The organism is Nocardia rhamnosiphila NBRC 108938, from assembly GCF_000720425.1.
Classification (GTDB): Bacteria; Actinomycetota; Actinomycetes; order Mycobacteriales; family Mycobacteriaceae; genus Nocardia; species Nocardia rhamnosiphila.
The window spans coordinates 49,913-75,773 of record NZ_JOAJ01000004.1 but is presented as its reverse complement, the minus strand read 5'-3'; the positions used below and the strand labels follow the sequence as shown (position 1 = coordinate 75,773).

Annotated in this window: 24 protein-coding genes; 14 read left to right on the top strand and 10 right to left on the bottom strand. The window is 68.8% G+C overall.

Going from position 1 to position 25,861, the window contains the following annotated elements:
* Positions 1-15 precede the first annotated feature (15 nt).
* Positions 16-429: a TIGR03668 family PPOX class F420-dependent oxidoreductase gene (locus IG75_RS0116150; protein ID WP_030522101.1), complete on the top strand. Its 414-nt coding sequence runs from the start codon at positions 16-18 to the stop codon at positions 427-429.
* A gap of 14 nt (positions 430-443) precedes the next feature.
* On the opposite strand, the gene IG75_RS0116145 is transcribed toward IG75_RS0116150, so the two are convergent.
* Both IG75_RS0116145 and IG75_RS0116140 read right to left on the bottom strand, forming a co-directional pair.
* Complete coding sequence (locus IG75_RS0116145; protein ID WP_030522100.1) at positions 444-1,037, bottom strand: TerD family protein; 594 nt, start codon at positions 1,035-1,037, stop codon at positions 444-446.
* 52 nt (positions 1,038-1,089) lie between these two features.
* The gene (locus IG75_RS0116140; RefSeq protein ID WP_030522099.1) at positions 1,090-1,611 is read right to left on the bottom strand and encodes a MarR family winged helix-turn-helix transcriptional regulator; all 522 of its coding nucleotides are present in this window, start codon (positions 1,609-1,611) and stop codon (positions 1,090-1,092) included.
* 324 nt (positions 1,612-1,935) lie between these two features.
* Between IG75_RS0116140 and IG75_RS36300 the strand changes: the two genes are divergently transcribed.
* From IG75_RS36300 to IG75_RS0116120, 4 genes are all read left to right on the top strand, one after another.
* Positions 1,936-3,126: an MFS transporter gene (locus IG75_RS36300; RefSeq protein ID WP_373863775.1), complete on the top strand. Its 1,191-nt coding sequence runs from the start codon at positions 1,936-1,938 to the stop codon at positions 3,124-3,126.
* Between the two features lie 100 nt (positions 3,127-3,226).
* The gene (locus IG75_RS36295; RefSeq protein WP_036514218.1) at positions 3,227-3,847 is read left to right on the top strand and encodes a CHAP domain-containing protein; all 621 of its coding nucleotides are present in this window, start codon (positions 3,227-3,229) and stop codon (positions 3,845-3,847) included.
* Positions 3,848-3,907: 60 nt separating this feature from the next.
* A complete protein-coding gene (locus IG75_RS0116125) occupies positions 3,908-5,071 on the top strand; it encodes a hypothetical protein (RefSeq protein ID WP_245713337.1) in 1,164 nt (387 codons plus the stop codon).
* Between the two features lie 456 nt (positions 5,072-5,527).
* The gene (locus tag IG75_RS0116120) at positions 5,528-6,244 is read left to right on the top strand and encodes a DUF1906 domain-containing protein (RefSeq protein ID WP_030522096.1); all 717 of its coding nucleotides are present in this window, start codon (positions 5,528-5,530) and stop codon (positions 6,242-6,244) included.
* Positions 6,245-6,266: 22 nt separating this feature from the next.
* On the opposite strand, the gene IG75_RS0116115 is transcribed toward IG75_RS0116120, so the two are convergent.
* The 4 genes from IG75_RS0116115 to typA all read right to left on the bottom strand — a co-directional run bounded on the left by IG75_RS0116115 (position 6,267) and on the right by typA (position 11,430).
* Positions 6,267-6,698, bottom strand: coding sequence for a hypothetical protein (locus IG75_RS0116115; protein ID WP_051714690.1), 432 nt, complete (start codon positions 6,696-6,698; stop codon positions 6,267-6,269).
* Positions 6,699-6,809: 111 nt separating this feature from the next.
* A complete protein-coding gene (gene mshB, locus IG75_RS0116110) occupies positions 6,810-7,706 on the bottom strand; it encodes an N-acetyl-1-D-myo-inositol-2-amino-2-deoxy-alpha-D-glucopyranoside deacetylase (RefSeq protein WP_030522094.1) in 897 nt (298 codons plus the stop codon).
* A complete protein-coding gene (locus IG75_RS0116105; RefSeq protein ID WP_281181637.1) occupies positions 7,703-9,490 on the bottom strand; it encodes an ABC transporter family substrate-binding protein in 1,788 nt (595 codons plus the stop codon). The genes mshB and IG75_RS0116105 overlap by 4 nt, the downstream gene beginning before the upstream one ends.
* 41 nt (positions 9,491-9,531) lie before the next feature.
* Positions 9,532-11,430, bottom strand: a complete 1,899-nt coding sequence (gene typA / locus IG75_RS0116100) for a translational GTPase TypA (RefSeq protein WP_030522092.1) — start codon at positions 11,428-11,430, stop codon at positions 9,532-9,534.
* A gap of 147 nt (positions 11,431-11,577) precedes the next feature.
* On the opposite strand from typA, the gene IG75_RS39720 reads away from it, so the two are divergent.
* Both IG75_RS39720 and IG75_RS0116090 read left to right on the top strand, forming a co-directional pair.
* Complete coding sequence (locus IG75_RS39720; RefSeq protein WP_168165626.1) at positions 11,578-11,754, top strand: hypothetical protein; 177 nt, start codon at positions 11,578-11,580, stop codon at positions 11,752-11,754.
* 129 nt (positions 11,755-11,883) lie between these two features.
* The gene (locus IG75_RS0116090) at positions 11,884-12,171 is read left to right on the top strand and encodes a 4a-hydroxytetrahydrobiopterin dehydratase (protein WP_030522091.1); all 288 of its coding nucleotides are present in this window, start codon (positions 11,884-11,886) and stop codon (positions 12,169-12,171) included.
* On the opposite strand, the gene IG75_RS0116085 is transcribed toward IG75_RS0116090, so the two are convergent.
* Complete coding sequence (locus IG75_RS0116085; protein WP_245713339.1) at positions 12,119-13,282, bottom strand: mannosyltransferase; 1,164 nt, start codon at positions 13,280-13,282, stop codon at positions 12,119-12,121. The genes IG75_RS0116090 and IG75_RS0116085 overlap by 53 nt on opposite strands.
* Before the next feature lie 514 nt (positions 13,283-13,796).
* On the opposite strand from IG75_RS0116085, the gene IG75_RS0116080 reads away from it, so the two are divergent.
* Together IG75_RS0116080 and IG75_RS0116075 are read left to right on the top strand one after the other, a co-directional pair.
* Positions 13,797-14,555 (top strand): Rv1157c family protein, encoded by a 759-nt coding sequence (locus IG75_RS0116080; protein ID WP_245713336.1) that lies wholly within the window; start codon positions 13,797-13,799, stop codon positions 14,553-14,555.
* Between the two features lie 383 nt (positions 14,556-14,938).
* Positions 14,939-15,289: a hypothetical protein gene (locus IG75_RS0116075; protein WP_030522088.1), complete on the top strand. Its 351-nt coding sequence runs from the start codon at positions 14,939-14,941 to the stop codon at positions 15,287-15,289.
* Positions 15,290-15,324: 35 nt separating this feature from the next.
* On the opposite strand, the gene IG75_RS0116070 is transcribed toward IG75_RS0116075, so the two are convergent.
* A complete protein-coding gene (locus tag IG75_RS0116070) occupies positions 15,325-16,956 on the bottom strand; it encodes a PH domain-containing protein (RefSeq protein WP_051714653.1) in 1,632 nt (543 codons plus the stop codon).
* A complete protein-coding gene (locus IG75_RS0116065) occupies positions 16,953-17,465 on the bottom strand; it encodes a PH domain-containing protein (RefSeq protein WP_030522086.1) in 513 nt (170 codons plus the stop codon). The genes IG75_RS0116070 and IG75_RS0116065 overlap by 4 nt, the downstream gene beginning before the upstream one ends.
* Positions 17,466-18,000: 535 nt before the next feature.
* Between IG75_RS0116065 and IG75_RS0116060 the strand changes: the two genes are divergently transcribed.
* The 5 genes from IG75_RS0116060 (at position 18,001) to IG75_RS0116040 (ending at position 24,980) form a co-directional block, all read left to right on the top strand.
* Positions 18,001-20,583: a bifunctional FO biosynthesis protein CofGH gene (locus IG75_RS0116060; RefSeq protein ID WP_030522085.1), complete on the top strand. Its 2,583-nt coding sequence runs from the start codon at positions 18,001-18,003 to the stop codon at positions 20,581-20,583.
* A 193-nt stretch (positions 20,584-20,776) separates the two neighbouring features.
* The gene (gene fdxA / locus IG75_RS0116055; protein WP_030522084.1) at positions 20,777-21,100 is read left to right on the top strand and encodes a ferredoxin; all 324 of its coding nucleotides are present in this window, start codon (positions 20,777-20,779) and stop codon (positions 21,098-21,100) included.
* Positions 21,101-21,112: 12 nt separating this feature from the next.
* Complete coding sequence (gene dapC, locus IG75_RS0116050) at positions 21,113-22,231, top strand: succinyldiaminopimelate transaminase (protein WP_030522083.1); 1,119 nt, start codon at positions 21,113-21,115, stop codon at positions 22,229-22,231.
* A gap of 99 nt (positions 22,232-22,330) precedes the next feature.
* Positions 22,331-23,968 (top strand): L-glutamate gamma-semialdehyde dehydrogenase, encoded by a 1,638-nt coding sequence (gene pruA / locus IG75_RS0116045; protein WP_030522082.1) that lies wholly within the window; start codon positions 22,331-22,333, stop codon positions 23,966-23,968.
* Between the two features lie 22 nt (positions 23,969-23,990).
* The gene (locus IG75_RS0116040) at positions 23,991-24,980 is read left to right on the top strand and encodes a proline dehydrogenase family protein (protein ID WP_030522081.1); all 990 of its coding nucleotides are present in this window, start codon (positions 23,991-23,993) and stop codon (positions 24,978-24,980) included.
* Between the two features lies 1 nt (position 24,981).
* Here IG75_RS0116040 and IG75_RS0116035 read toward each other — a convergent pair whose 3' ends face one another.
* The gene (locus IG75_RS0116035) at positions 24,982-25,848 is read right to left on the bottom strand and encodes an oxygenase MpaB family protein (protein ID WP_030522080.1); all 867 of its coding nucleotides are present in this window, start codon (positions 25,846-25,848) and stop codon (positions 24,982-24,984) included.
* Positions 25,849-25,861: the final 13 nt, after the last annotated feature.

Sequence of the window (25,861 nt, the reverse complement as noted above, 5' to 3'; positions counted from 1 at the left end):
GAGCGAGGTGTACATATGCGGCTGGACCGTGATCGGGCGCGGACGCGCTTCGCCGCAGCCCGGGTCGCCCGGCTCGCGACGGTGACCACCGCGGGCGCGCCGCATCTCGTCCCGATCGTGTTCGCGCTCGCCGGCGACACCGTCTACACCGCGGTCGATGCCAAACCGAAGTCGACCACCGCCCTGCGCCGGCTGGCCAATATCGAGGCGAACCCGGAGATCGCCGTACTGGCCGATTTCTACGATGAGGACTGGACCCGCCTGTGGTGGGTGCGTGCCGACGGGCGGGCGCGCATCGTGACGGGCGACGAGGCGCGCCACGGCCTGACGCACCTGACCGCCCGCTATCCCGTCTATGTGACGGAGCCGCCGCCCGGACCGGTCATCGCGCTCGATATCGCGCGCTGGTCGGGCTGGGCGGCGAGCTGATCACGTGCGGCGGATCAGGAAGCGCCGCCGCCCATGGCGAACCGCAGCAGCGCCTGCTTGTCACCCTGCTTGATCTTGCCTTTGCGGTTGAGCACCTCGAGCTGCCAGACATCACCGTTGCGGAAGGCGCGGGCCACGGCGTTGGCATTGTCGTTGCCCAGCAGCGACGGCCAGATATCGGCCACCTGCTGGCTGCTGCCGCCGGTCGCGTCGTAGACCTTGAACGAGATGTTGTTCGCCTTCTCGAAGGAACTGCCCTTCTTGAAGGCGGCCGCGACGAAGACGATGGCGTCGATACCGCCGGGGACCTCGGCGAAGGTGACATGGACGGTTTCGTCGTCACCGGCGGCCGCGCCGGTCTGTTCGTCGCCGGAGTGCTGGACCGACCCGTTGCCCAGCGGGTCCAGCGAATCCAGTCCGGCGAAACGGACCGGTTCGCTGCCCTGCATGAGGATGGCGATCAGGTCGAGGTCGACGCCTTTCTTGCGGCGCGCCCAGCCGAGCGCGCCACCGCTGGCGCCCGCGGAGGGTTCCCAGCTGACTCCGACACTCAGCTTGGCGATCCCCGCGAGATCCGCTGCGCCGTCTTCCTTTTTGAGCGTGATCATGGCTCAACGGTACCGGCTGCCGGAGAACACCGGGTGACCACTGGGTTCTCGGTCAGTGGACCGGGGAACCGGTGGTCCGATGGGGGCGCGGCCAGGGATGGCGGGCCAGCCCTTCGACCCCTTCGTTGAACCGCTCCAGGAGGCGGACCAATTGCTCGACCTCCGCGTCGGGCCAATCGGTGAGCACGGAGCCGACACCGCGGCGTTGCAGGGCCAGATCGGCTTCGAACAGCCGGAGCCCTTTCTCGCTGGGCCGGACCTTGCGGGCGACGCCGCCTTCGGGGTCCGGTACCCGCTCCACCAGGTCCTGGTCGAGCATGGCGGCCACCTGGCGGTTCACCGTGGACACGTCCAGACCGAACGCTTCGGCCAGTTCGCGCAGGGACAGCGGATCACCGAGACGGAGCCGGGTGAGGATCAGGTACGCGGATCTGTCCAGCTGGAACGGCGAATTCCGGCGGGCGGCCGGATACTGCCGGGACAGCAGGTTCAGTTCCAGGACGAGCCGCGCCAGGACGGCGGGGTCCCGGCGGTCCGCCGCGGAGGCGGCGAGCGGTGCAGCCGAATCGGACATTCGGACACTATGTCGTCTGTTTCGCCCGAATACAAAATTGTGCACCATACACAGGCTATGTAACGTGCATATGCGTGACTGCCGTGGCCGACGACCCTTCCAGATCCGGCGAACGCGATCGGCACCGCACCGCACCGACAGTGCTGGTGGCCACCCTGAGCACCATCGGCATCGTCGTCTCACTCATGCAGACTCTGGTCGTTCCGCTCATCCCGAGCCTGCCCACCCTCCTGGACACCACCGCCACCAACGCGTCCTGGGTGATCACGGTGACCCTGCTGGCCTCCGCGGGTCTGCACCCCGATCAGCGGCCGGCTCGGCGATATGTTCGGCAAACGCCGCATCCTGCTGTTCGACCTGCTCGCCATGATCATCGGCTCGATCCTGTGCGCGATGTCCTCCTCACTGCTGCCCTCGGTGGCGGGCCGCGCCCTGCAGGGCGTCGCGATCGGGGCCATTCCGCTGGGTATCAGCATCCTGCGCGACGAACTGCCGCCCGAACGCGTCGGTTCGGCCATGGCCGTGATGAGTTCCACCCTCGGGGTGGGCGGCGCGATCGGACTGCCGGTCGCCGCCCTGATCGCCGAACACGCGGATTGGCACGTCCTGTTCTGGGCGGCCGCGGCGATGGGCGGCGCGGGTGCGCTGCTGATCTTCCGGTTCGTCCCGGAATCCCCGGTGCGCACCCCCGCCCCCTTCGATTTCGGCGGCGCCGCGGGACTGGCGACCGCCCTGCTCGCGCTGCTCCTCGCGATCACGCAGGGCGCGCAATGGGGATGGGCCAGCGCCTCCATCCTGACCCTGTTCGCCGTGGCGATCCTGGCGTTCCTCGGCTGGGGCCGTTACGAACTCGGCCGCCGGCATCCGCTCGTCGATCTACGGGTCTCGGCGCGGCCGCGGGTGCTGTTCACCAATATCGCGTCGATCGCAGTGGGTTTCGCGCTCTACGGTATGTCGCTGAGCTTTCCCCAACTGCTGATGGCTCCCGCGGAAACCGGCTACGGCCTCGGATTGACGATGGTGGCCGCCGGACTCGCCCTGGCACCCAGCGGTTGCGTGATGATGCTGCTCTCGCCGGTCTCCGCCCGGATCTCGGCGCGCTTCGGTCCCAAACCGACCCTCGGCGTGGGCTCGGCGGTGATCGGCCTCGGCTATCTGTGCGCCGCGGCGATGATGGACACCGTCTGGCAGATCATGATCGCCTCGGTGCTGGTGGCCGGTGGTGTCGGCCTCGCCTACGCCGCGATGCCCGCGCTGATCATGGGCGCGGTACCGATCACCGAAACCGCCGCGGCCAATGGACTCAACGCGCTCATGCGCTCGGTCGGCACCTCCACCTCGGCGGCGGTGATGAGCGCGGTACTGGCCACTATGACCATCACCCTGGGCACCCGGCAGCTACCGTCACGGGACGCGTTCCAGACGGCCTTCCTCATCTCGACCACCGCCGCCTGCGTCGCCATCGCGCTCACCGCCCTCATCCCCATGCGAACGGCAGCCGCCGACCCCCGATGACTCCGCTACCGAAAATCGTTCGGCATCGTCCCCGCGAACGGGCATGCTGGACAGCGCCGGTCGATCACCGGAAAGTTCTGCCGAGGCACGGGGTGTGGGAATGGTCGAATCTTCGGAACAGGTACGCGCGCGGAGGAAGCCGGTGCGCGGCATCGCGCTCCTGCTGGTGGCCGCCGCGCTGTGTCTGTGTGGCTGTTCGTTCTTCTCCGGTTCCGCCGAGGGACTCGTCGGTGAGCAGCTGACCTCCTTCCCGGTGATCGACCGGGCCACACTCACCGCCGCCCAGGCGCGGGTCGTCGACGCCGCGGCGACCGAATTCGCCGATCCTCGCGAGGGAGTGGGCTACTCCGAGGGCAATACCGAACCGTGGTGCGCCAACTTCGTGAGCTGGGTGATGCGTGCGGCCGGGCTGCCGCTGGCCAACCCGAACTCGGGATCGTGGCGGATCCCCGGCGTCTACACCTTGCAGGAGTACTACGAGACTTCGGGCCGCTTCGCCGCCGCCGGGTCGGGATACCGGCCGGTCACCGGTGATGTGATCCTCTACAGCCCGGAGAGCAGATTCGGCCAGCACACCAATATCGTGCTGGCCGAGGACCACGGCACCCTCACCACGATCGGCGGTAACGAGGACGATGCGGTCGGTATCGAACGCTGGGACCCCGCCGCCGTCCCCGATATCCACATCGTCGGTTACGGGCGGCTGTCGCCCGGGTGGTGACGGGCCTGCCGGATCGATACCTTCATCGCGTACCGTGACGCTTATCCGGTGGAGGTAGAGGTGTCGGAACGACTCATGGAACCGATCGAGGTAGGCGACCCGGGGCGGATCGACTACGCCGAGTTCGGCAGGCGGTTCGTCACCCACGCGGTGACCGAGCGGCGGATCGAGAAGGCGGTCGCCGGTATCACCGGGCGTGGGCTGACCATCGGTCCGGTCAATCTGGCGCCCGCCGGACTCGCCGGGTTCCTCGCCGAGGGCCGGATCGACCGTCCCGTGGTGGTGCGCCGCGGCTCCGAAGTCGCCTTCGACGTCCGGATACCGGTATCCCTGCGGGCCAAGATCCTGCTCGGCGGCAAACCCCTACGGTCGGAGACGGTGGTATCCATCGGACTCACCTTCCACGCCCGCACCGCCGATCCGCTGCTGATCGTGATCGATATCCCGCGCGTCGAGCCCGCGGATGTCAGTGTGCTGGTGCGCCTGTCCGCCGCCGACTCGGTGGCCGAATGGCTCCTCGACCCGATCGCCGGCCTGTTACAACGCGAGGTCGCCAATCGGGTGAACGGTATGCTGCGCGATCCGGGCGTGATGCGCAGCCGGATCTACGATATCGAGGCCATCGTCGCCCGCGAACGCTCCCCGCACCGCAGCCGCACCCGGTTCGACTGGATCGACTACGCCGAATTCGGGCGGCGGTTCTTCCCGCGCATCGTCACTCGCGATCGGCTCGAACAATTCGTCACCCATCTCGCCGACCGGCAGATCGAGATCGGCCCGCTGCGCGCCGGCCCCCGGGCGGCGGCCGAGGTCACCGTGCGCGGCGAGGTCGGCCGGCCCGCACTGACCGACCGGGTACCCGAGACCGCCACGGCCGACGACGATCCGGCGCTGGTCCGCTTCGACCTGATCGTCCCGGTCACCCTCGACATCACGGTCAGCGTGCTCAAGGACAACCACTACCGCGCGGACGTGGAGATTCCCCTGCAACTCACCGCGCACGCGGCCGAACCCCTGCTCATCGTGGTGGAAGTCGTCCCGCCGGAACGGGATAAGGTCCGCCTCGACTACGCCGCCCAGGGCATGCGCGCCGCCGTTCTCGGTGTCCTGGCGGGCATCAAGAAACAGATCGTCGCGCAGGTGGTCCGCGTCGTCCGCACCGAACTCGCCGATCCCGCCATGCGCACCCTCGATGTAGGTGAACGCATAGACCGGCTCTTGTAATTCTGTCTTTTTGGCGCCGCCTTCGGCGTCGCGGGGTGGCGGCCCCCTTGGTCTCGCCGTTTCGACCTCGGGACTCGCGGCTTCGCCGCATGCGATGTGCGGTGGGCCGTCCATAGAGTGCGACCTTCGAGCACCTTCGGCCAAAGGGCGAGACGGGCCTCAACCCTTGGGGTGCTTCGTAAGTCTCGACGCATGGGGTTGCGTCGGCATCCGGAACTGCCCGCTGGATGGGTAGCGCATCCGACCATGTGACCACGGTCTTTTCTCGCGCCCGTTCTGTCTGTCTCGGGCGGAGTTCCGGGCCCGCGGCGACGCGTGCAGTCGTCGGTCGTGGTGGTTGCGTTGTGGATGTGGTGGAATTACCCACGTTCGAGGCTCCCGGCGCACGCAGTGCTGATGGGGAAGGTGCGCCGGGCACGCCGTTGCTGTCCACCCGGGGTGTGCGAAGGAGTCTCGATGGTTTCTGCACTGTCTCGCCGGGCTCTGCTCGGATATACGGCCGCCGCTGTCGCCGCGGGTGCGGTGGGGTCGGCTTTCGGAACTCCCCGCGCCGGTGCGGCTTCGCTCGGGACCCTGCTCGATTACGCGGCGGGTGTGCCGTCCGCGGCGGCCATCAAGGCGGCCGGGCACACCGGGGTCATCCGGTATGTGTCCGACCGTCGGCCGGGCGCGGAATGGATGGCCGGGAAACCGCTGCTCGCCGGGGAAGTCGAGGATCTGCGGGCCGCCGGGCTGGCCATCGTGTCCTGCTACCAGTTCGGCAAAGGGCCCACCGCCGACTGGCGCGGCGGATACGACGCGGGTCGGCGGCACGCCGAGCGTGGGCTGGCGCTGCACCGCGCCGCCGGAGGACCGGACAACCGGCCGATCTACGCGTCTATCGACGACAACCCGAATCCTGTGGAATTCGCCACCATGATCCTGCCGTATCTGCTCGGCTGGCAGGCGGTGATCGGCCGGGAGAACACCGGCGTCTACGCCAATGCGCCCACTATCGATCTGGCCCGGACGGCCGGGGTGGGTGGGTGGTTCTGGCAGCACGATTGGGGAACCGCGCCGGGGTACGTGCATCCGGCCGCACATCTGCACCAGTTCGAGATCGACGACCGCACGGTCGACGGGGTGGGCGTGGATGTGAACGATATTCTCGCCGCGGAGTACGGAGCCTGGTGACCCTCGCCGACCGGCGGACCGGTCAGCCCGCCGGGCTTCTCGTCCGGTTGGCGGCCACGTACAGGTAGACCAGCGGCGCCACCGCCCCGCACAGGAACAGCAGCAGCGTCGGCAGATCGCTGCGCAGCGGGACATCACCGCCGGGGCCCCGGCTCGCCGCGATCAGGAAGGCACCCAGCCAGGCGGCGATCGGCAGGAACAGCACGGTCGGCCGGGTGGTCACCGTGGCGGCCGCCCAGACCAGGGCCACGTTCACCGGCGCGGCGATCAGCGCGGCCAGCGGTACGGCGACGCTGCCGAGATAGGAGGGCAGGTAGAGCACCTCCAGCGCCAAGGTGATCACCGCGTCCACGATCAGAACCGCGATAAGCACCGGGCCGAGTGCCGCGGTCGCCAGTGCGGTCCAGCGGGCGCGGGAATCCGCACCGGCGCGATCGTCCACGGCGGCGGTCATCCGTGCGACCGGGTCGCCGAACACCCTCGGGCGGTCGCTGTGGGTCCGGTCCCGCTCTCCGATTCCGAGTGCTGCATAGTGCGAGTCTATTGGTGCTTGGGCGTCGCTCGGCTACAGCGAACCGGCGAAGAGGTCGTCTTCCCGGCCGTCCGGCCCGCCCGCCCAGGCGCGACCGCGGACCAGAATGTAGTGCTCCTCCGGCAGGATCGGCTGGGCGATCATATTGGTCAACGCGAATTCCCGGCCCGACGGCGCGACCGTGAGCTGGGTGGCGTGGGCGCGCAGCGCGGCGCGTTTCCGGGGTAGCGATTCGGTGACATCGATCGCCGTGGTCACCGAACTACTCGGTACGCACGCCAACTCGTCCTCGGCCGGCAGCCGCCAGCCGGGAGGGAGCGCGCCGGGCAGGCCGTCCACCGTGCGGCGGGCCAGCGCCCGCAGATGGTCGCGCAGGATTTCGGCGTCGGTCACGGTCCAGTAGAACTTGGGCGTGTCCCAGCCCTGCCCGGCCGCGGCCTCGACGGCTTCGGTGGTCACCCGGTGGGCACGGATATGGTCCGGGTGGCCGTAGCCGCCGTGCGGGTCGTAGGTCACCACCACGCGGGGCCGCAGGTCGAGGATCACCTCGGTGAGCGCTCGGACCGCCGCCGGACCGGACTCGACGAAGGCCCGTGGATGCCGCGCCGCCGGAGTCCCGGCCATACCGGAATCGCGCCAGCGGCCGGCGCCGCCCAGGAAACACGGCGGTCCGGCACCGAGTTCGGCCAGGGCGCGGGTGAGTTCACCGATCCGGTACCCGCCCAGTTGATCCGCGCGGTCGGCGGTCAGGCCGGCCCAGCGGTCGCCCATCACCTCGCCTTCTTCACCGAGTGTGCAGGTCACCACCGTCACCGGAACACCGAGACGCCGGTAGTGGGCGATCGTGCCCCCGGTGGTGATGGTTTCGTCGTCGGGGTGGGCGTGGACCAGCAGCAACCCGCCTGTCCGGCCGGCACCGGGACCGGTCACGGGACGCGCCGCCACATCGCCGCGTCACCGAATATCCCGGCCTGGATCGCTCCGCTCAGCGACGCCCCGTCCACCGAGGGGCCGGCCGCCGCCACCACGTTGTCCTGCACGATCGGCAGTACCGTGGACGCACCCCACATCCGGGGTTCGGCCTCGCCCAGGGTGCGCGGTACTTCCACGCCGTGCAGTGCGCCGTCGATCGACGGCTGGAACTGCGGATCGCAGATACCGGACAGATTGCTCGGCGCCCGGCGCGCCGCCTCCACGGCGGCCGGAACCTCGGTCTGTTCGCCGTCGGTCGTGGGCAGGACGGGCGCCACGGGCGGGCAGCCGTAGCGGGAGGCCAGCGCGGTGGCGGGATCACCGCCGGTCGCCTCCCAGCCCACCACCGCGTCGACGGAGTTCTCCACCAGACCTTTGCCGTACAGTTCGTCGGCCGCCAGATTGAGCACGGACGCGTCGATCCCGGCGCTGCGCAGCTGGTCGGCCGCGGTATTGGCCACCGCCAGAGCGGTATCGTCTCCGGTCACCGCACCGATCCGCAGGACCAGCGGTTCGCCGTTGCGGGCCAGCGAGCGGGGCCGCGGGGCCGGTGAGGTCGCCGAGACCGGCGGCGGCTCCGGGGCGCGGCCGAAACCGGCCTCGGCCAGCAGGCCGAAGGCCTGGTCGGGGTTGAGGCGCGGCGGTTCGGTCGGTGTGTAGCCGGGATCGGAGGGGGAGAGCACCTGCGCGCGCACCGGTTCCACCCAGTTACCGGTCTGCGCGCCGACCGTGGCCAGCAGCGCGGGATCGAGCAGCGCGAGGACCGCGGTCCGGACCCGGTGGTCGCCGAGCACCCCCTCGCGGCCGTTGAGGGTGAGTCGCAGCTGCCGGGACTGCGGCATGATCGCGGTGCGCACCGACGGGATCGCGGCCAGCTGGGCCTGGGTGGCGACCCCGCCGTGCACCAGTGCCATCTGGGTGTCGCCGGTGCGCAGTGAATCCGCCAGCTGGGCGGGGGTGCCACCGCGGCGCAGCAGGATCTGGTCGGGGCGGGCCGGGGTGCCCCAATAGCGGTCGTTGCGTTCCAGCAGGATCTCGTCGCGACCGGGATCGGCGGATTCGATGGTGAAGTTCCCGCCGGAGACCGGTATCTGCTCGACCAGCGTCCGCTGGAAGCCGCCCGGCGAATCCTTCATCAGATGCGACGGCAGCAGGTTCGCGAACAATTGCGGCCAGGCCGGATAGGGCTTGTCGAACACCACGGAAACCGCTTTACCGCCGCCCGAGGAACGGACCTCGGAGATGAGGCGGTACCCGGCCGGGTCGATCACACCCGGCTGCGTGATCATCTGCTGCCACAGGTAGTGGAAATCCTCGGCCGCGATCGGGGCGCCGTCGGACCAGTTCGCCTGGTCCTTCAGCTTGTAGGTGACGGTGAACGGGGCCTCGGCGGTCACCGTCGCCGAATCGACGAGCGCCGTATCCGGAACCCACAGCGTGCCGCCGGGCAGGGCCGGGTCGGGCGTGGGCCGGAACGGACTCGGCAGCACCATGGCCGCCACCGCGGCGGTCGCCGGGGACTGGTTCGACCGCAGATGCGGGTTGAAACCGATCCCGATGTCGTCGATGGCGACCACCACCGTGTTCTTGGTCGGCTGCGCCGGCTCGGTCTTCGGGCTGTCCGTACTGGCGATGGGCGGCGGCGGGTCGGCAGTGCATCCGGCAAGCACCGGAACGAGCACCGCCACGAGTACCAGCAGCCCGCGCCACACCGCGCGCCTCCCCGAAATCACGTTCGGCACTCTACCCAAACCCGTGCCGGGCCGTCCGGGGGCGAAACCGCTTACAGCGCGGCCCGGTCGCGCGCCTTGCGGCGCGACAGCTCCCGGGCCCGCTCGTTGGCGGCCAGGGTGACCTTGCGCACCCGTACGAACTCCGGCGTGACCTCGACGCATTCGTCGGCGGCGCAGAACTCCATGGCCATTTCCAGATCGAGCTGCAGCGGCTTGGCCAGCGTCTCCATCACATCGGCGGTGGAGGAGCGCATATTGGTGAGCTTCTTCTCCTTGGTCACATTGATATCGAGATCCTCGGCACGCGGATTGATCCCGACGACCATGCCCTCGTAGGTTTCCGCGCCCGGCTCGACGAAGAACTGCCCGCGGTCGGCGAGCTGGATCATGGCGAAGGGGGTCACCGAACCGGAGCGGTCGGACACCAGCGAACCGGTGTGCCGGGCCCGGATCTCACCGGCCCACGGCGCGTAACCGTGGGAGACGGCGTTGGCGATACCGGTGCCGCGGGTCTCGGTCAGGAAGTCGGTACGGAAACCGATCAGACCGCGCGAGGGCACGATGAACTCCATCCGCACCCAGCCCGCGGCGTGGTTGTTCATCTGCACCATCTTGCCCTTGCGGGCGGCCAGCAGCTGGGTGATGGCGCCGAGGTACTCGTCGGGGCAGTCGATGGTGAGTTCTTCGTAGGGCTCGTGCACCTTGCCGTCGACCTGCCGGGTCACCACCTGGGGTTTGCCGACGGTCAGCTCGAAACCTTCGCGCCGCATCTGCTCGACCAGGATCGCCAGCGCGAGCTCGCCGCGGCCCTGGACCTCCCAGGCGTCCGGGCGGCCGATATCGAGTACCCGCAGGGAGACATTGCCCACCAGTTCCTGGTCGAGCCGCGACTTCACCATGCGGGCGGTGAGTTTGTGTCCCTGGACCCGGCCGACCAGCGGTGAGGTGTTGGTTCCGATCACCACCGAGATGGCCGGTTCGTCCACCGTGATGCGAGGCAGCGCGACGGGCTCGTCCGGGTCGGCGAGGGTGTCGCCGATCATGATGTCGGGGATACCGGCGACGGCGACGATATCGCCGGCCACCGCGACCTCACCCGGCTGCCGTTCGACGCCGATCGTCTGCAGCAGTTCGGTGATCTTGACGTTCTTCACGCCGTCGGCGTGCATCCACGCCACGTTCTGCCCCTTGCGGAGTTCACCGTTGTGGATGCGGACCAGCGCGAGCCGGCCCAGGAAGGCCGAGGCGTCGAGGTTGGTCACATGGGCCTGCAGCGGCGCGGACGCGTCGCCCTTGGGTGCGGGGATGTTCGCCAGCAGGACGTCGAACAGCGCGTCCAGGTTCTCCGCGTTCGGTACCTCGCCGTTCTGCGGCTGCTCCTTGGACGCCTTGCCCGCGCGACCGGAGGCGTAGAGCACCGGCAGGTCGAGGGCGAGTTCGGCCGCTTCGGCGGCGTCGTCGTCCAGATCGGAGGCCAGGTCCAGCAGCAGGTCGTGGCTCTCCTCGACCACCTCGGCGATCCGCGCGTCGGGCCGGTCGGTCTTGTTGACCACCAGGATCACCGGCAGACAGGCCGCCAGCGCCTTACGCAGCACGAACCGGGTCTGCGGGAGCGGGCCCTCCGAGGCGTCGACCAGCAGCACCACCCCGTCGACCATGGACAGGCCGCGTTCCACCTCGCCACCGAAGTCGGCGTGACCCGGGGTGTCGATGACATTGATGACGGTGACGCTGCCGTCCGGATGGTGCCGGTGCACGGCGGTGTTCTTGGCGAGAATGGTGATGCCCTTCTCGCGCTCCAGATCGCCGGAGTCCATCACCCGGTCGACCGGTTCGGCCCGTTCGGCGAATGCGCCGGACTGCCGCAGCATGGCGTCGACGAGCGTCGTCTTACCGTGGTCGACGTGCGCCACGATGGCGACGTTGCGAAAATCGCGTGCAGACGACACGCCGGTTCCTCCTGCTGTTAACTGTTGCTTGCGGCCGGACCCTGCCACAGGGACATTCGAACTCACCGGGCATCTGGGCCGGTTACACCCTACCGGGAACTCGGTGGCCTGCTGGCGCCGCCCAGAGGTAAGGGTATGCTAACCCGCATGGGCAAGGTCAAGGCGAGCGAGGTTTCGAGCCTCAAGCCGAAGAAGAAGTGCTGTCGTAAGAAGACGCGCTGCGTGAAATGCCCTGTGGTCATCATGCGGATGAAGCGCCTGGAGGCCACGGGCGCCTCCGGTAAGGAACTGAAGAAGGGCCTCAAGAAGGCACGTGCCGCCTGAGGGGGAGGCGACCTCCGCCTTCGCTCCGGCGTCCGCCACGGATGTTGGACAGTTCGTAATTGGGGGAGCGCGCGGTTGTAGACGACGGGGTGCGGTTGTAGGACCGTGGTGGCGGGGTATGTCCGCGGTATGACCACATCACTGCTCTCCGAATCAGAGATCACGGCGGCCCTGGAGACCCTGCCGGAGTGGAGCCGGGCCGGGGACGCGCTGACCCGCACGGTCCAGGCGGCCACCTTTCCCGCCGGCATAGAACTCGTCCGGCGGGTGGCCGATATCGCCGAATCCGCGAATCACCATCCCGATATGGATATCCGGTGGCGCAAGGTCACCTTCACCCTGTCCACGCACTCCGCGGGCGGGCTCACGGCACAGGACGTGGCGCTGGCCCGGGAAATAGATCGGCTGGCGCCGTAGCGGTCCGGGCGGTGGTCCGGCCCGCCCAGGCGATCCAGCCGTAGCAGACCAGCGCACCGAGCACGTACACCGTGCCGAGCCAGGACCACACCCCCCAGCGGGAGATGGTCCAGATCGAATCCTGCAGGAACGAGAGCACCCACGGCGCGCCGATCAGCGCCGTCACCAGCCAGTATCCGGCCAGTGTCTTCGCGCCGGGCACCGCCCGGTACGGCCCGTGGAGCAACCAGAGGACGGTCGGCAGCAGCCAGCCCCAGTGGTGCGACCAGGAGATGGGCGAGACCAGCAGTCCGAACAGTTGCACGATCAGCACGGTGCCCAGCAGATCGTCGCGGCGCAGCGCCCGCCACGCGCACCACCCCAGCGCCGCCGCCACCGCGACCCCGGCAATCCACCACGGCCCGGTCCCCACATCGCTGCCCAGCAGCCGGCTCAGCGCGCCGCGCAGCGACTGGTTCCACACCGAGCCCACCGGCCCGATCCGGTCGGCGTCACCGAGCAGGGTGCCGAAATAGCGCCGGGTCTCCTCCGGATTGATCAGGAAACTGGCCGCTACGGTCAGGCCGAACACCACCGCCGACCAGACGGCCGCGGCCCAGCGGCGCCGTGCGACGAAATAGAGACCGCTGATGGCGGGCGTCAGTTTGATCCCCGCGACCGCGCCCACCAGGGTTCCCGACAGCCACCACCGGGAACTGCGGATCGCGACCATCACACCGAGCATCAGGAAGACATTGACCTGGCCGTAGTCGATCGTGGTGCGTACCGGCTCGAACCAGAGGCCCACCGCCGTCCACGCCACCATCGCGGTGCGCCACCGCGCTTCGCGCAGGGCGTCCCGTCCCAGCATCAGCTCGAACGCGATTCGCACCACCCAGTACAACGCCGCGACGATGGCGAACAGCCACAGCATCGCGACCACGGTGAAGGGCAGGAAGTGCAGCGGAAAGAACACCACCGCGGCGAACGGCGGGTAAGTGAAGGGCAGCGGGAAATCCGGTGTCTTCTCGGCGTAGGTGAAATCGTAGAGATGGTCGGTGAGCAGGGCTGCCGACCCGTCGACGTAGACGTGCAGGTCGACCAGGTTCATCCCGTTCGGGGTCAGCAGCATCCACAGCAGCCGCGCCAGTACGGTGATCCCGAGCGCCACCAGGGCCAGGCGAAACGGTACGAACCCCCGAATGTCGGTCCGGGCGCCGCTGGGCTGATTCAATACACGAGCTTTCGAGTCGGTCCGGGCCGGCGGCCGGACCCGGTGCTGTTGGGCGCGTCGCCGGTTTTTCCGGCCCGGAATACATTAACCCCACCGGTTTCCGGACGGACGCGAGCCTTGCGCGCGCTCTGCGCCGTGGGCGGCAAACAGTGCGCAGTGGGCCCGGTAACCATCGAGCAACCGATGAGTCACAAGTTCACATAAGACCCAATTTTCACACCGGTCACTCGCGTTACCCGCTACTGTCCAGTAGCACAGCGAATTGGGGCTCGCAATCCCTACCCCGGTGCTGTACAACGCGCGTCAGTGTCCTTAGAGTGACCCCGAAACGACGGCTTTTCAGCGTCGCCCAGATGTACCCGAGGTAAGGACGGCTAGACCAGTGCTTCGCACCCGAGGATCGCGGATCGCAATGTCCGCGCTCGCCATTACGGCGGGCGCCTCCCTCGTGGCGCCCGCGACGGCCGTCGCGGCTCCGGCCACCGAGGCGTCGGTGAGCAGCGTCCCGATGGTCCCCGAAGGGGTTCCCGTCGACGTTCTCGCCGCCCTGGCCCCGGCCATCGTCAACGCACCGGCTCCGGCGGCCAAGGACATCGCCGCGCCGGGCAGCCCGCAGGAGGCCATTCTGTCCCAGGCCCGCGCGCTGCTGGCCGCGGTGAATCTGCCTCCGCAGATCAAATCCACGCTGGAACGGGTCATCACGTTCCTCGACGGCAGTGGCGGCGGTGGCCCCGAGATCCCCGAATCCGGGCCCGCGATCGCCCAGTTCCTCTACCCGACCATCGGCCAGGGTTGCATCGCCCCGTCCGGCGATTCGGTCGGTACCGCCCTCGCGGTGCCCGGCCCGGCGCAACTGCCGCCGCCCGGACCCGCCGCCGGCCAGACCGGTTTCGTGTTCACCGCGCTGGGCACCGAACGCCCCACGGCCGAGCAGGCGCAGCCGATGACGGTGCAGTGGCGGAACCTGGACACCGGCGAGGCGGGCTCGCAGCCGCTGACCGATGCGGCCAAGATCAACCCGGACGGCCCGGCCACCCTGTCGGCCATCGCGAACACCGGCACCGGCCGTATCGTCGCGGTGATCGGCGGCGGGCTCACCACCCAGGCCACCGAAACCGAGGCCCGCAGCTGCACCTTCATGCCGACCATCGGATTCTTCACCGTCGGCTGACCATCGGCCCCGCCTCCGGCGCGGTGGGCGGACCTCGGCAACTCCGAGCCCTCCCGCCCTCGGTCGGCCCGGATCCGGGCCCGACCGTTCGGACGCGAGGTGTACGCGGACACACACCTCGACCCGGCTGAGCAGACTCACAGCACTATCGGCGCGATAGCTGTCCGTTCCTGTGGACGCCCGCCGCATGCGCTCGATTGCTTGTTGTTGCAGAACTGCGGCGGGCCTCGACCACAGCGGCCGAATATCCGCGGGAAGCGTGTGGTCGTGTGCCCTGTTCATCCTGGGTAGGCTCACAGCACTGTAAGTGCTCAATGGTTGCCGATCTATGGACGAGCCAACCGCACGCCGCGCGTGGCGCCCGGCTGTGGTAGACCGGGTTGATGGCGACTGTCCGAAGTTCGCGCAAGTCCGGCATCCATAGCCGACGCTCGTCACGGTCGATTCTGTCGATTCGCTCCGAAGGGTCGATCCTGTCCATCGGCTCGGCGTATTCGATTCTGTCCATCGGCAGCGTGGGGTCGGTGCTGTCGATCGGGTCCATCGGATCGTTCGGCTCGGCGATCTCCAGCGGGTCCTTCCTGAGTCTCGGCTCGGCCCTGTCCGGTCTGTCCCGGTGGTCTCTGCTGTCGTGGATGGGTGATCACGCCAGTCCGGACACCCGTCCCGGCCTGCGCGTGGTAGCCGACGAACCCGACCTGCGGGAGTCCGCCACCTGCCACTGCCAGACCTGACATCGGCGTACTACGGCTCCCTGCCCACCATCCGTCTATTCCGGATGGTGGGCGTCCGTGGCCGGGCCTCGCCCCGCGACGCCGACGCGATCCAATATCGCCCAGGCGCGATCCTGCGGGATGTCCTGGACCAGGTAGAGCTTCTTACCCGCTGCCGTGGCGGCGCCCACCGTGGCCAGGCCGGCTCGGCGTTGCCAGAAGGTCTGCCGCACAGTCCAGCCGATGATGCCGGGCGCTTCGAGGCAGGTGCGTTCGCGGTCCAGGGAGCCGGAACGGACGACCAGCCAGGTCGGAGAGCCGGCGGTGGCGGGGACGACCGCGTGACCGAGGCCGCGGTAGCGGTCCTCGGCGAGCAGCGCGCAGACCGGCGCCAGGCCGGCCGGCAGCAGCCACCACCACACCGTGACCTGCCAGTCCGCCGCGGTCAGGAGGAGCAGGGCCACCGCGGTGAGCGGAACAGGCCAGCAGGCCCGGACATATCGGCGGCGCCGGGCGGCCGGACCGTGCCGGGTCAACGGGATATCGGCGAGAGCGGCCGGTTGTGCCGTTGTCGCGGAGGTGGTCGCGTTCCGGTGGGGACTCGGCAGCCGGGCCAGCGTTCGGTCGACCGCCGCGCGGGGGGATTGCGGCAGGATCTTCTGGCGCGGATTCTCGCCGGTCATCACGGCTTCCAGTTGCGCGGCTCCGGCGAGGCGCAGCAGAAGTGGTTCGCGGATGGTGGCGCCGCGCAATCGTGCGGTGTCGAAGGTGATCCGGCGCAGCGTGAACAGTCCGCGGCGGATCTGCAAGGTGCTGCCGTGATCGGTGACGCGGAGTCCGTAATACGTGGCGAGGTAGTGCGCGCACGCCGCCACGCTGACGACGACCACCAGGGCGAGCAGCGCCGCGAGGCCCGTCAGTAGCAGCGACAGGATCCCGAAACCGCGTACGGTGTCGACGGTGTCGTGGCCGATGCCGATCTCGGCGGCGCCGAATCCGAACTGGGCGGCCAGGCCGAGGGCCGAGGCGGCGAGCGCGAAACCGGTCAGCGACAGAGGCGCGTACCGGACCCAGCCCGGCTGCCAGTGGCCGATCTCGGTGCCTCGCTCCGCCGCGGGGACCTCCGGCCCGGTCTCCGGGCCGATGGCGGCGAAGCGGGCGGGAGCGGCATCGCCGGCAGTGGTACGCAGGGTATGGGCCAGGAGTTCGGCGCGCAGCGGCCGGACCTGTCCGGCGGCAAGTGCGTCCAGTCTGAATCGGTCGCCGGCCTCGGCTTCCTGGCCGGTGCCGATCACGATTACGGCCAGGCCCAGGATCCGGTGCAGCGGGTCGGCCTCGATATCCACCGATCGGATTCGCGCCCGCGGCACCGCCAGCCGTTTCCGCCGGATCAAACCGGTGCGCAGTTCGACATGGGTGGGTCCGACCCGGTAGCTGGTGGTGAACCACAGGGTGAGCGCGTACGGGACCACGAATACCAGGCCCAGCAGGCTGTAGAGCGGGTTACCGGAACTGACGCCCAGGACGACCGCGCCGATCACGGCGGGCAGGAACTTCACGATCTCCTGAATCGGATGGACCAGCAGCATCCGGCGATCCAGGCGTAGCCACGGCTCGTCGTCGCCGGGAACGAGGGTCTCCGGCTCGGCGGCCGGGCAGGGCCCGCCCGCCGGACGCGGTCCCGTCATGTGGCGTCCTCGCGGTGACGCGCCGCGATCTCGGTCAACCGGGTCACTGTCTGCTCGGCCACCGCGCGGTCCAGCAGGCTGATGTGCACCGCGCCCGCGGACGAGGCCGTGGTCACCGTGACCGTCGACAGGTCGAGAATGCGTTCCAGCGGGCCGCGTTCGGTGTCCACGGTCTGCACCCGGGAGATCGGCGCGACCCGGCTCTCCTGGGTCAGCCAGCCCGATCGGGAGTAGACGGCGTCGTCGGTCACCTCCCAACGGTGCACCCGGTACCGCCAGCGGGGCACCACGATCGCGGTGAGCGTGGCCGTCAGTACCGCGACCACCGCCACCGCCGCCTGCCACGTCCGGCGATCGGGGTCGAAGACGACCCACCCGAGCAGCACGGCGAACACACCGAGCCACGACAGCACGATCTGCACGGTCCACAGTGCCTTCGCGCGCGGACTGGGCCGCCACGACGGATCGGCCAGAACATCGGGTGGGCGTGGCGGGCTGTCCGGCGACATATATTCATCGTCGCACGGCTCGACGTGCTGCCCGGCCGACCATAGATGGCGACCACGGAGCACTTAAGTGACGTGAGCCATCCAGGTTTGTCGAGCACATGCTCTCCGCCTGCCCTTCCGGCCCGCCGGATGGTCGACATCCGTGGTCGGGGGCCCGCCCCCGGTTCCGGAGCGTGTGCCGCCGCTCTGTCCATAGATCGGTGACCGTTGAGCACTTACAGTGATGTGAACCTCCCAGGCTGCTCGAGGCGCACGACAGCATCCACCTTTTGCCTATTCCGGACAGCATGCACCTTTTGTCTATTCCGGATGGTCTACCTCAGTGGTCGGGGCCCGCCCCCGGTTCTGGAGCGACAGAGCGAAGGAGCGCAGCGACTGAGCGGCGGAGTGAAGAACCGGGGTCACAGGGCCCCGACCCGCCCCGCCGGAGGCGGGGCAAATGAACACAGTCCCGACCTGCACGGAATAGCCCGAGAGGCACGGGGGTTGTGAACGCTCAACGACCTGGGAGGAGACAGTTCCGGATGTGTGCCGCATGATCGAGGGCGTGACCGAACTACCCGAACCGACCGTCCCGACCCCCGTGCCGCCCCCGTCCGCCATGCGCCGGGCGCTGCGCCGGGCACGTGACGGGGTCACACTGAATGTCGACGAGGCCACGGTGCTGCTGCACGCGCGCGGCGACGACCTCGCCGACCTGTGCCGCAGTGCCGTCCGGGTACGTGACGCCGGGCTGGCCTCGGCCGGACGGCCCGCCACGATCACCTATTCGCGCAATGTCTTCATTCCGCTGACCCATCTGTGCCGCGATACCTGCCACTACTGCACTTTTGTGACGGTGCCGGGGAAGTTACGGGCACAGGGTCGCGGGATGTTCCTGGAACCCGACGAGGTGCTCGATATCGCGCGCCGGGGCGCCGAACTGGGCTGTAAGGAAGCGCTGTTCACCCTCGGCGACCGGCCCGAGGCCCGCTGGCCCGAGGCCGCGCAGTGGCTGGACGAACGTGGCTACGATTCCACCCTCGACTATCTGCGCGCGGTATCGATCCTGGTACTCGAGGAGACCGGGCTGCTGCCGCATCTCAACCCCGGCGTCATGTCGTGGGAGGAGATCTCGCGGCTGAAACCGGTGGCGCAGTCGATGGGCATGATGCTCGAGACCACCGCGACCCGGCTGTTCACCGAGAAGGGCAACTGCCATTACGGCAGCCCCGACAAGGACCCCGCGGTACGGCTGCGGGCCATCACCGACGCGGGCCGGCTCTCGGTGCCCTACACCACCGGTGTCCTGGTGGGTATCGGCGAGAACATGGCCGAACGGGCCGATACGATCGCCGCGATCCGCAAGCAGCACAAGGCGTTCGGTCATATTCAGGAAGTGATCGTCCAGAACTTCCGCGCCAAGGACGACACCGCCATGCGGCACGCGCCCGACGCGGACTTCACGGAGTTCCTGGCCACCATCGCGGTGACCCGCCTGCTGCTCGGACCCGATGTCTCGGTGCAGGCGCCGCCGAACCTGGTGTCCGGGGCGGAATGCCGGGCCCTGCTGGAAGCCGGGATCGATGATTGGGGCGGCGTCTCGCCGGTCACCCCCGACCATGTGAATCCCGAGCGGCCCTGGCCCAACCTGGACACTCTGGCCGAGATCACCGCGGCCGCCGGTTTCGAACTGGTGGAACGCACGTCGGCGCATCCGAAATATGTGCGGGCGGGTAACCCGTGGATCGATCCGCGGATCGGCGCGCATGTCGCGGCCCTGACCGACGCCGAGACCGGCCTGGCGAAATCCGGCGCGCTCCCGGTGGGTCTGCCCTGGCAGGAACCCGACGAGTCCTGGGAGTCGGCGGGTCGTACGGATCTGAACACCGAGATCGATACCACCGGGCGCAATACCGATACCCGCAGCGATATCGACAACGCGTTCGGCGACTGGGACACCATCCGCGAGCAGGTTCGCGATCTCGCCGCCGCCCCCCAGCGGCTGGACGCCGACGTACTGGACGCGCTGCGTGCCGCGGAACGGGATCCGGCCGGTCTCACCGATGCCCAGTACCTGGCGTTGGCCACCGCCGACGGACCCGATCTGGAAGCCGTCGCGGGTCTCGCGGACCAGTTGCGCCGCGATGTCTGCGGCGACGATGTCACCTACGTGGTGAACCGCAATATCAACTTCACCAATATCTGCTACACGGGCTGCCGGTTCTGCGCGTTCGCGCAGCGCAAGGGTGACGCCGACGCCTTCACCCTCAGCACCGAGGAGGTCGCCGACCGGGCCTGGGAAGCCTATGTCGACGGCGCGACCGAGGTCTGCATGCAGGGCGGTATCGACCCCGACCTGCCCGTCACCGGCTATGCCGATCTGGTGCGCGCGGTGAAGGCACGGGTGCCGTCCATGCATGTCCACGCCTTCAGCCCGATGGAGATCGTCAACGGGGCCTCGCGCGGTGGTGAAAGCGTCCGCGATTGGCTGACCGCGCTGCGCGAAGCCGGGCTGGGCACCATCCCCGGTACGGCCGCCGAGATCCTCGACGACGAGGTCCGCTGGGTGCTCACCAAAGGCAAATTGCCCGCCTCCGCCTGGATCGATGTGGTCACCACCGCCCATCAGGTCGGCATCCGGTCGAGCTCGACCATGATGTACGGACACGTCGACAACCCGAGCCACTGGGTCGGGCATCTGCGGGTGTTGCGCGGTATCCAGGACGAGACCGGCGGTTTCACCGAATTCGTCCTGCTCCCGTTCGTGCACCAGAGCGCCCCGCTCTACCTGGCCGGCGCCTCCCGCCCGGGTCCCACCAACCGCGACAACCGCGCCGCGCACGCCCTGGCCCGGATCATGCTGCACGGCCGGATCGACAACATCCAGACCAGCTGGGTGAAACTCGGCACCACGGGCACCCGGGTAATGCTGCGCAGCGGCGCCAACGACCTCGGCGGTACCCTCATGGAGGAGACCATCTCCCGGATGGCGGGTTCGCAGCACGGGTCGGCGAAGACGGTGGCCGAACTCACAGAGATCGCCGAGGGTATCGGCCGGCCGGTCCGGGAACGCACCACCACCTACGGTGTTCCGCCCCGGCGGAGTGCGGCAGCCCCAGGTCTGGAACTCGTCTAGGCGCGTGGCCTTCGAGTGAAGGCGCGCAGCGACCGAGCGCAGTAGTGGAGTACCGGGGCCACGAAGCTCCGACCATGCGACGCCGGAGCCGGCGTCGGGTATTAGGGCAGGCTCACCGGGCGTAGCCTGTGGGGCGCCAGGGATACTTGTGTGCGGGCGCAGTTACCCGGAGAAGGAAGACTTAGGAGCGGGAGTGACGTACATCATCGCCGAACCGTGCGTTGACGTGAAGGACAAGGCATGCATCGAAGAATGCCCTGTGGACTGCATCTACGAGGGCGGCCGCATGCTCTACATCCATCCCGACGAATGCGTTGACTGTGGTGCGTGTGAGCCGGTCTGCCCGGTGGAGGCGATTTTCTACGAGGACGACACGCCCGATCAGTGGAGCGGGTACGTCAACGCCAATGTCGACTTCTTCGACGAGCTGGGCTCGCCGGGCGGTGCCACCAAGCTGGGCAAGGTCGATTCCGATCCGGCGTTCATCAAAGAGCTGCCGCCGATGGCGGGCGAGTAGAGCATTCGCACGATGAGCGCCGAGGTAACCGAACGTCGCCGGGTGAGTGCGGCCCTGCCCGATTTCCCGTGGGACACCATCGCCGAGGTGAAGGCGCGGGCGGCCGCACATCCCGGCGGACTCGTCGATCTGTCGGTGGGTACGCCGGTCGATCCGGTCGATCCGCTGATCCGCGCGGCGTTGAGTTCGGTCGCCGAGGTGCCCGGTTACCCGACCACGCACGGCACGCCGGAGTTGCGTGCCGCCGCGGTGGCCGCGCTGACCCGGCGTTTCGGTATCACCGCGGTGCCCGAGGCGGCGGTGCTGCCGGTGATCGGCACCAAGGAGCTGATCGCGGGGTTGCCGCGGCTGCTCGGGCTGGGACCCGCGGACCTGGTGGTGATCCCCGAGGTCGCCTATCCGACGTACGAGGTGGGCGGACTGCTCGCCGGGACCCGGATTCTGCGTGCCGACGGACTCACCCGGCTGGGCCCGGAGACTCCGGCACTCATCTACCTCAACTCACCGTCCAACCCGACCGGCAGGGTGCTCGGCGTGGAGCATCTGCGGAAGGTGGTCGGTTTCGCGCGCGAGCGCGGGGTGATCGTCGCATCCGACGAGTGCTACCTGGGGCTGGCCTGGGAAGAACCGGCCGTGTCGATTCTCGACCCGCGGGTCTGCGACGGAGATCACACCGGCTTGCTGGCGGTGCATTCGCTGTCGAAGACGTCGAATCTGGCGAGTTACCGGGCCGGATTCGTGGCCGGTGATCCGGAGCTGGTGGCCGAGTTGCTGGAGGTGCGCAAGCATTCCGGCATGATGGTGCCCTTTCCGATCCAGGCGGCGATGGCGGCGGCGCTGGGCGACGACGCGCATGAATCGGTGCAGCGGCAGCGGTATCGGGCCCGCCGCGAGATCCTGCGATCGGCGCTGCTGGATGCCGGGTTCCGGATCGACCATTCCGAGGCCGGGCTGTATCTGTGGTCGACTCGCGGTGAAGCGTGCCGGACCACGCTCGAGTGGCTGGCCGAGCGCGGCATCCTGGCGGCTCCGGGCGAGTTCTACGGTCCCGCGGGCGCCCGGCATGTGCGGATCGCATTGACCGCGACCGACGAGCGGATCGAAACGGCCGCACAACGGCTGCGCGGCTGAGCACGCTCTGCCGCCGCTGTGCGGCAGTGCGGTAACGACTCCGCAGAGATTCGCGCGTCGAGTTCGGGCGGGGCCGGGCGGGCGGCGCTAGCCTGGGGTATGGACGCTGTCACAGTTGTCCCCACCCCCGGTAACGAGCCGGTGCACACGTACGCGCCCGGTAGCCCCGAGCGGGAACGGTTGCTCGGCAGGCTCGCCGATCTCTCCGACAGCACCACCGAGATCCCCCTGGTCATCGGCGGTAAGCATCGTCCGGGTATCGGCACGCGGCGGGAGATCGTCGCACCGCATCGGCACCGGCAGGTACTCGGGACCTATACCGACACCACACACACCGAAGCCGCCGCGGCGATCGACGCCGCGACCGCGGCCGCCCCCGGATGGCGTGCGCTGCCGTTCGACGAACGCGCCGCGGTGCTGTTGCGAGCCGCGGACCTGCTGGCCGGACCGTGGCGGGAAACTCTCGCCGCGGCGACCATGCTGGGCCAGTCGAAATCGGTGGCGCAGGCCGAGATCGACGCGCCGTGCGAGCTGGTCGACTTCTGGCGGTTCAATGTCTCCTTCGCCCGGGGCATCCTGGCACAGCAGCCGCAGTCGAGTACGGGGGTGTGGAACCGGCTCGACTACCGCCCGCTGGAAGGCTTCGTCTACGCGATCACCCCGTTCAATTTCACCGCGATCGCCGGCAATCTGCCGACCGCGCCCGCGCTCATGGGCAATACGGTGGTGTGGAAACCCTCGCCCACCCAGACGCTGGCCGCCTATTACACGATGAAACTGCTGGAGGCGGCCGGACTGCCGCCCGGCGTCATCAATATGGTCACCGGTGACGGGCGGGAACTCTCCGAGGTCGCCCTGGCCGATCCCCGGCTGGCCGGTATCCATTTCACCGGGTCGGGCGCCACCTTCCAATATCTGTGGAGCCGGGTGGGCGCCAATATCGGGCGCTATCACGGATATCCACGGATAGTGGGGGAGACCGGGGGCAAGGATTTCATCGTCGCGCATCCGTCGGCGGACCCTGCCGCATTGCGGACGGCGCTGATCCGCGGGGCCTACGAGTATCAGGGCCAGAAATGTTCGGCCGCCTCGCGTGCCTATCTGCCGCGCTCGCTGTGGCGGGAGATGGGTGACGATTTCCTCGGTATCGCCGAGAGCCTGAGCTACGGCGATATCGCAGATCTGTCGAACTTCGGTGGCGCGGTGATCGACCGGCGGGCCTACGACAAGAGCGTGCGGGCGATCGAGCGGGCGCGGTCCGCCGGGGTGGACGTGCCGGTGGGCGGCACCTACGACGACAGTGAAGGCTGGTTCGTCCGGCCGACCGTGCTGCTCGCCGACGATCCACGCGACGAATCGTTCGCCACCGAATACTTCGGCCCGATCCTGTCGGTGTACGTGTACGACGATTCCCAGCCCGACGCCTACCGGACGATCTTGGCCGAGGTCGAATCCACCGCCCCGTACGCGCTGACCGGCGCGGTCTTCGCGCAGGACCGGCATGCCGTGGAAGAGGCCGCCCAGCTGTTGCGGTTCGCGGCCGGCAACTTCTATGTCAACGACAAACCCACCGGCGCGGTCGTGGGGCAGCAGCCTTTCGGCGGGGCACGCGCTTCGGGCACCGACGACAAGGCCGGGTCCCCGCTGAACCTGCTGCGCTGGGTGGCCCCGCGCACCGTGAAGGAAACCTTCGTCCCGCATACCGACCACCGCTATCCCCATATGGAGCAGGGATGAGCGCCCCGCCCCGCCGCTACGCATGGCGCCTGGACCAGCCCCGTCCCCGCGGGGAGTCCCGGTGAACCCGCTGCGTCCGGCGATCCTCGCCGTCGCCGGGTCGGAGCGGGTGAAACGAACTCTTACCACGAGCCCGGCCACCGCGGCGATGGTCCAGCGCTTCGTACCCGGGGAATCCCGGCCGGATCTGATCGCCGCGGCCCGCACACTGTTGATGAGTGGGCGGGCGGTGAGCGTCGACTATCTGGGCGAGAACACCACCGACCGTGCGCAGGCCGACGCGGCGGTCGCCGAATATCTGGCATTGATCAACGATCTGGCGGCCCTGCCCACCACCGAGGTGCCCGCCGGCGCCGCACCACTGGAGGTGTCGGTCAAATTATCCGCGCTCGGGCAGGCGCTGGGCGCCGACGGCCCGGCGATCGCCACCGAGAACCTGCGCACGGTGTGCACCAAGGCGGCCGAAGCCGGGGTATGGGTGACCGTGGATGCCGAAGACCACACCACCACCGCCGCCACCCTCGCCGTCACCGGGCAGGTCCGTCCGGATTTTCCCTGGCTGGGCACGGTGATCCAGGCCTACCTGTACCGCAGCGAGGACGATTGCCGTGACCTCGCCGACGCGGGCGCCCGGGTGCGCCTGTGCAAGGGCGCCTACCGGGAACCGGAAACCGTCGCCTATCAGCGACGTGTGGATGTGGACCGCGCCTATCTGCGCTGCCTGCGGGTGCTCATGCGCGGCGCGGGCCGTCCCCTGGTGGCCTCCCACGATCCGGTGGTCCTCGCGGCGGCGGCCGACCTCGCGACGATCACCGGCCGTCGCCCCGGCCGGCTGGAATACCAGATGCTGTACGGCATCCGCACCGACGAGCAACTCCATCTCGCCGACCGCGGCGATTTCGTCCGGGTGTACCTGCCCTACGGCCACCAGTGGTACGGGTACCTCATGCGCCGGCTCGCGGAACGGCCCGCCAACCTGGCGTTCTTCCTCCGCGCGCTGGCCGGGCGGTAACTCAGACCAGGGGTTTGCCCTTGCGGATACGGCGGCGCATATCCCATAGGTAGTAGTTCATCGGGAACTGGCGTAGGACGCGGGGCTGGATCCTCAGGCCCACGCCGATGAGCTTCATGGTGCGGTCGAACCAGCGCTGGTTGCCCGCGGTCCAGGTGAGATGCATTTTCTCGCGGATCTGCGGCGGCAGGCAGCCGGTGACGACGAACCGGTGGAATCGTGCCGATACCCACTGGATCGGGGGCGCCACCATCTTCAGGTCGATGAGGTCGTTGAAGTAGGCGCGGGTGGTGTCGTCGATTTCCAGGGCGTCGAGGTTCTCTTCCCAGAACTGCCAGAACGCGGCGCGGTTTGCCGGCCACATCTCCGGTCGGACCTGCAGGGTGGTGCCGAGCCGGATGCTGTGGGCGTAGAAGGTGTCGGCGGTCGCCTCGTCCATCGGGCCCTGGACCTTCTCCAGCAGGTCGACGAAACCGAAGTACAGGCAGGCGGCGACCCACAGCTGGAGTTTCGGATCGAAGGCGTTGTACTTCACCGGGCTGGTGGGTTTGGTGCGGATATGGCGATGGGAGGTATTGACCGCGAGGCGGTAGGCGTTGCGTTCTTCGTCGGTGCCCAGCATGGCGACGGCGAGGTAGGTGAGGGTGGTGCGGAGCCGTTTGAACGGATGCTCCATGACATTGCCGCTCTTGACGTCGCTCTCCATCACACCGTAGGCAACCGGCCGCAGACCCAGCTGCATGATGACGTTCGCGGTGCCGCCCAGGAACGCGGTGACTCCGACGATGTGATCGTTCATATCGAAGTCTGGTGCGTACAGCCGCTGGGGTTCGGGATCGTTCATCGGAGTGGGCCGGGGAGCGGTCATCGGTGACCTCTTT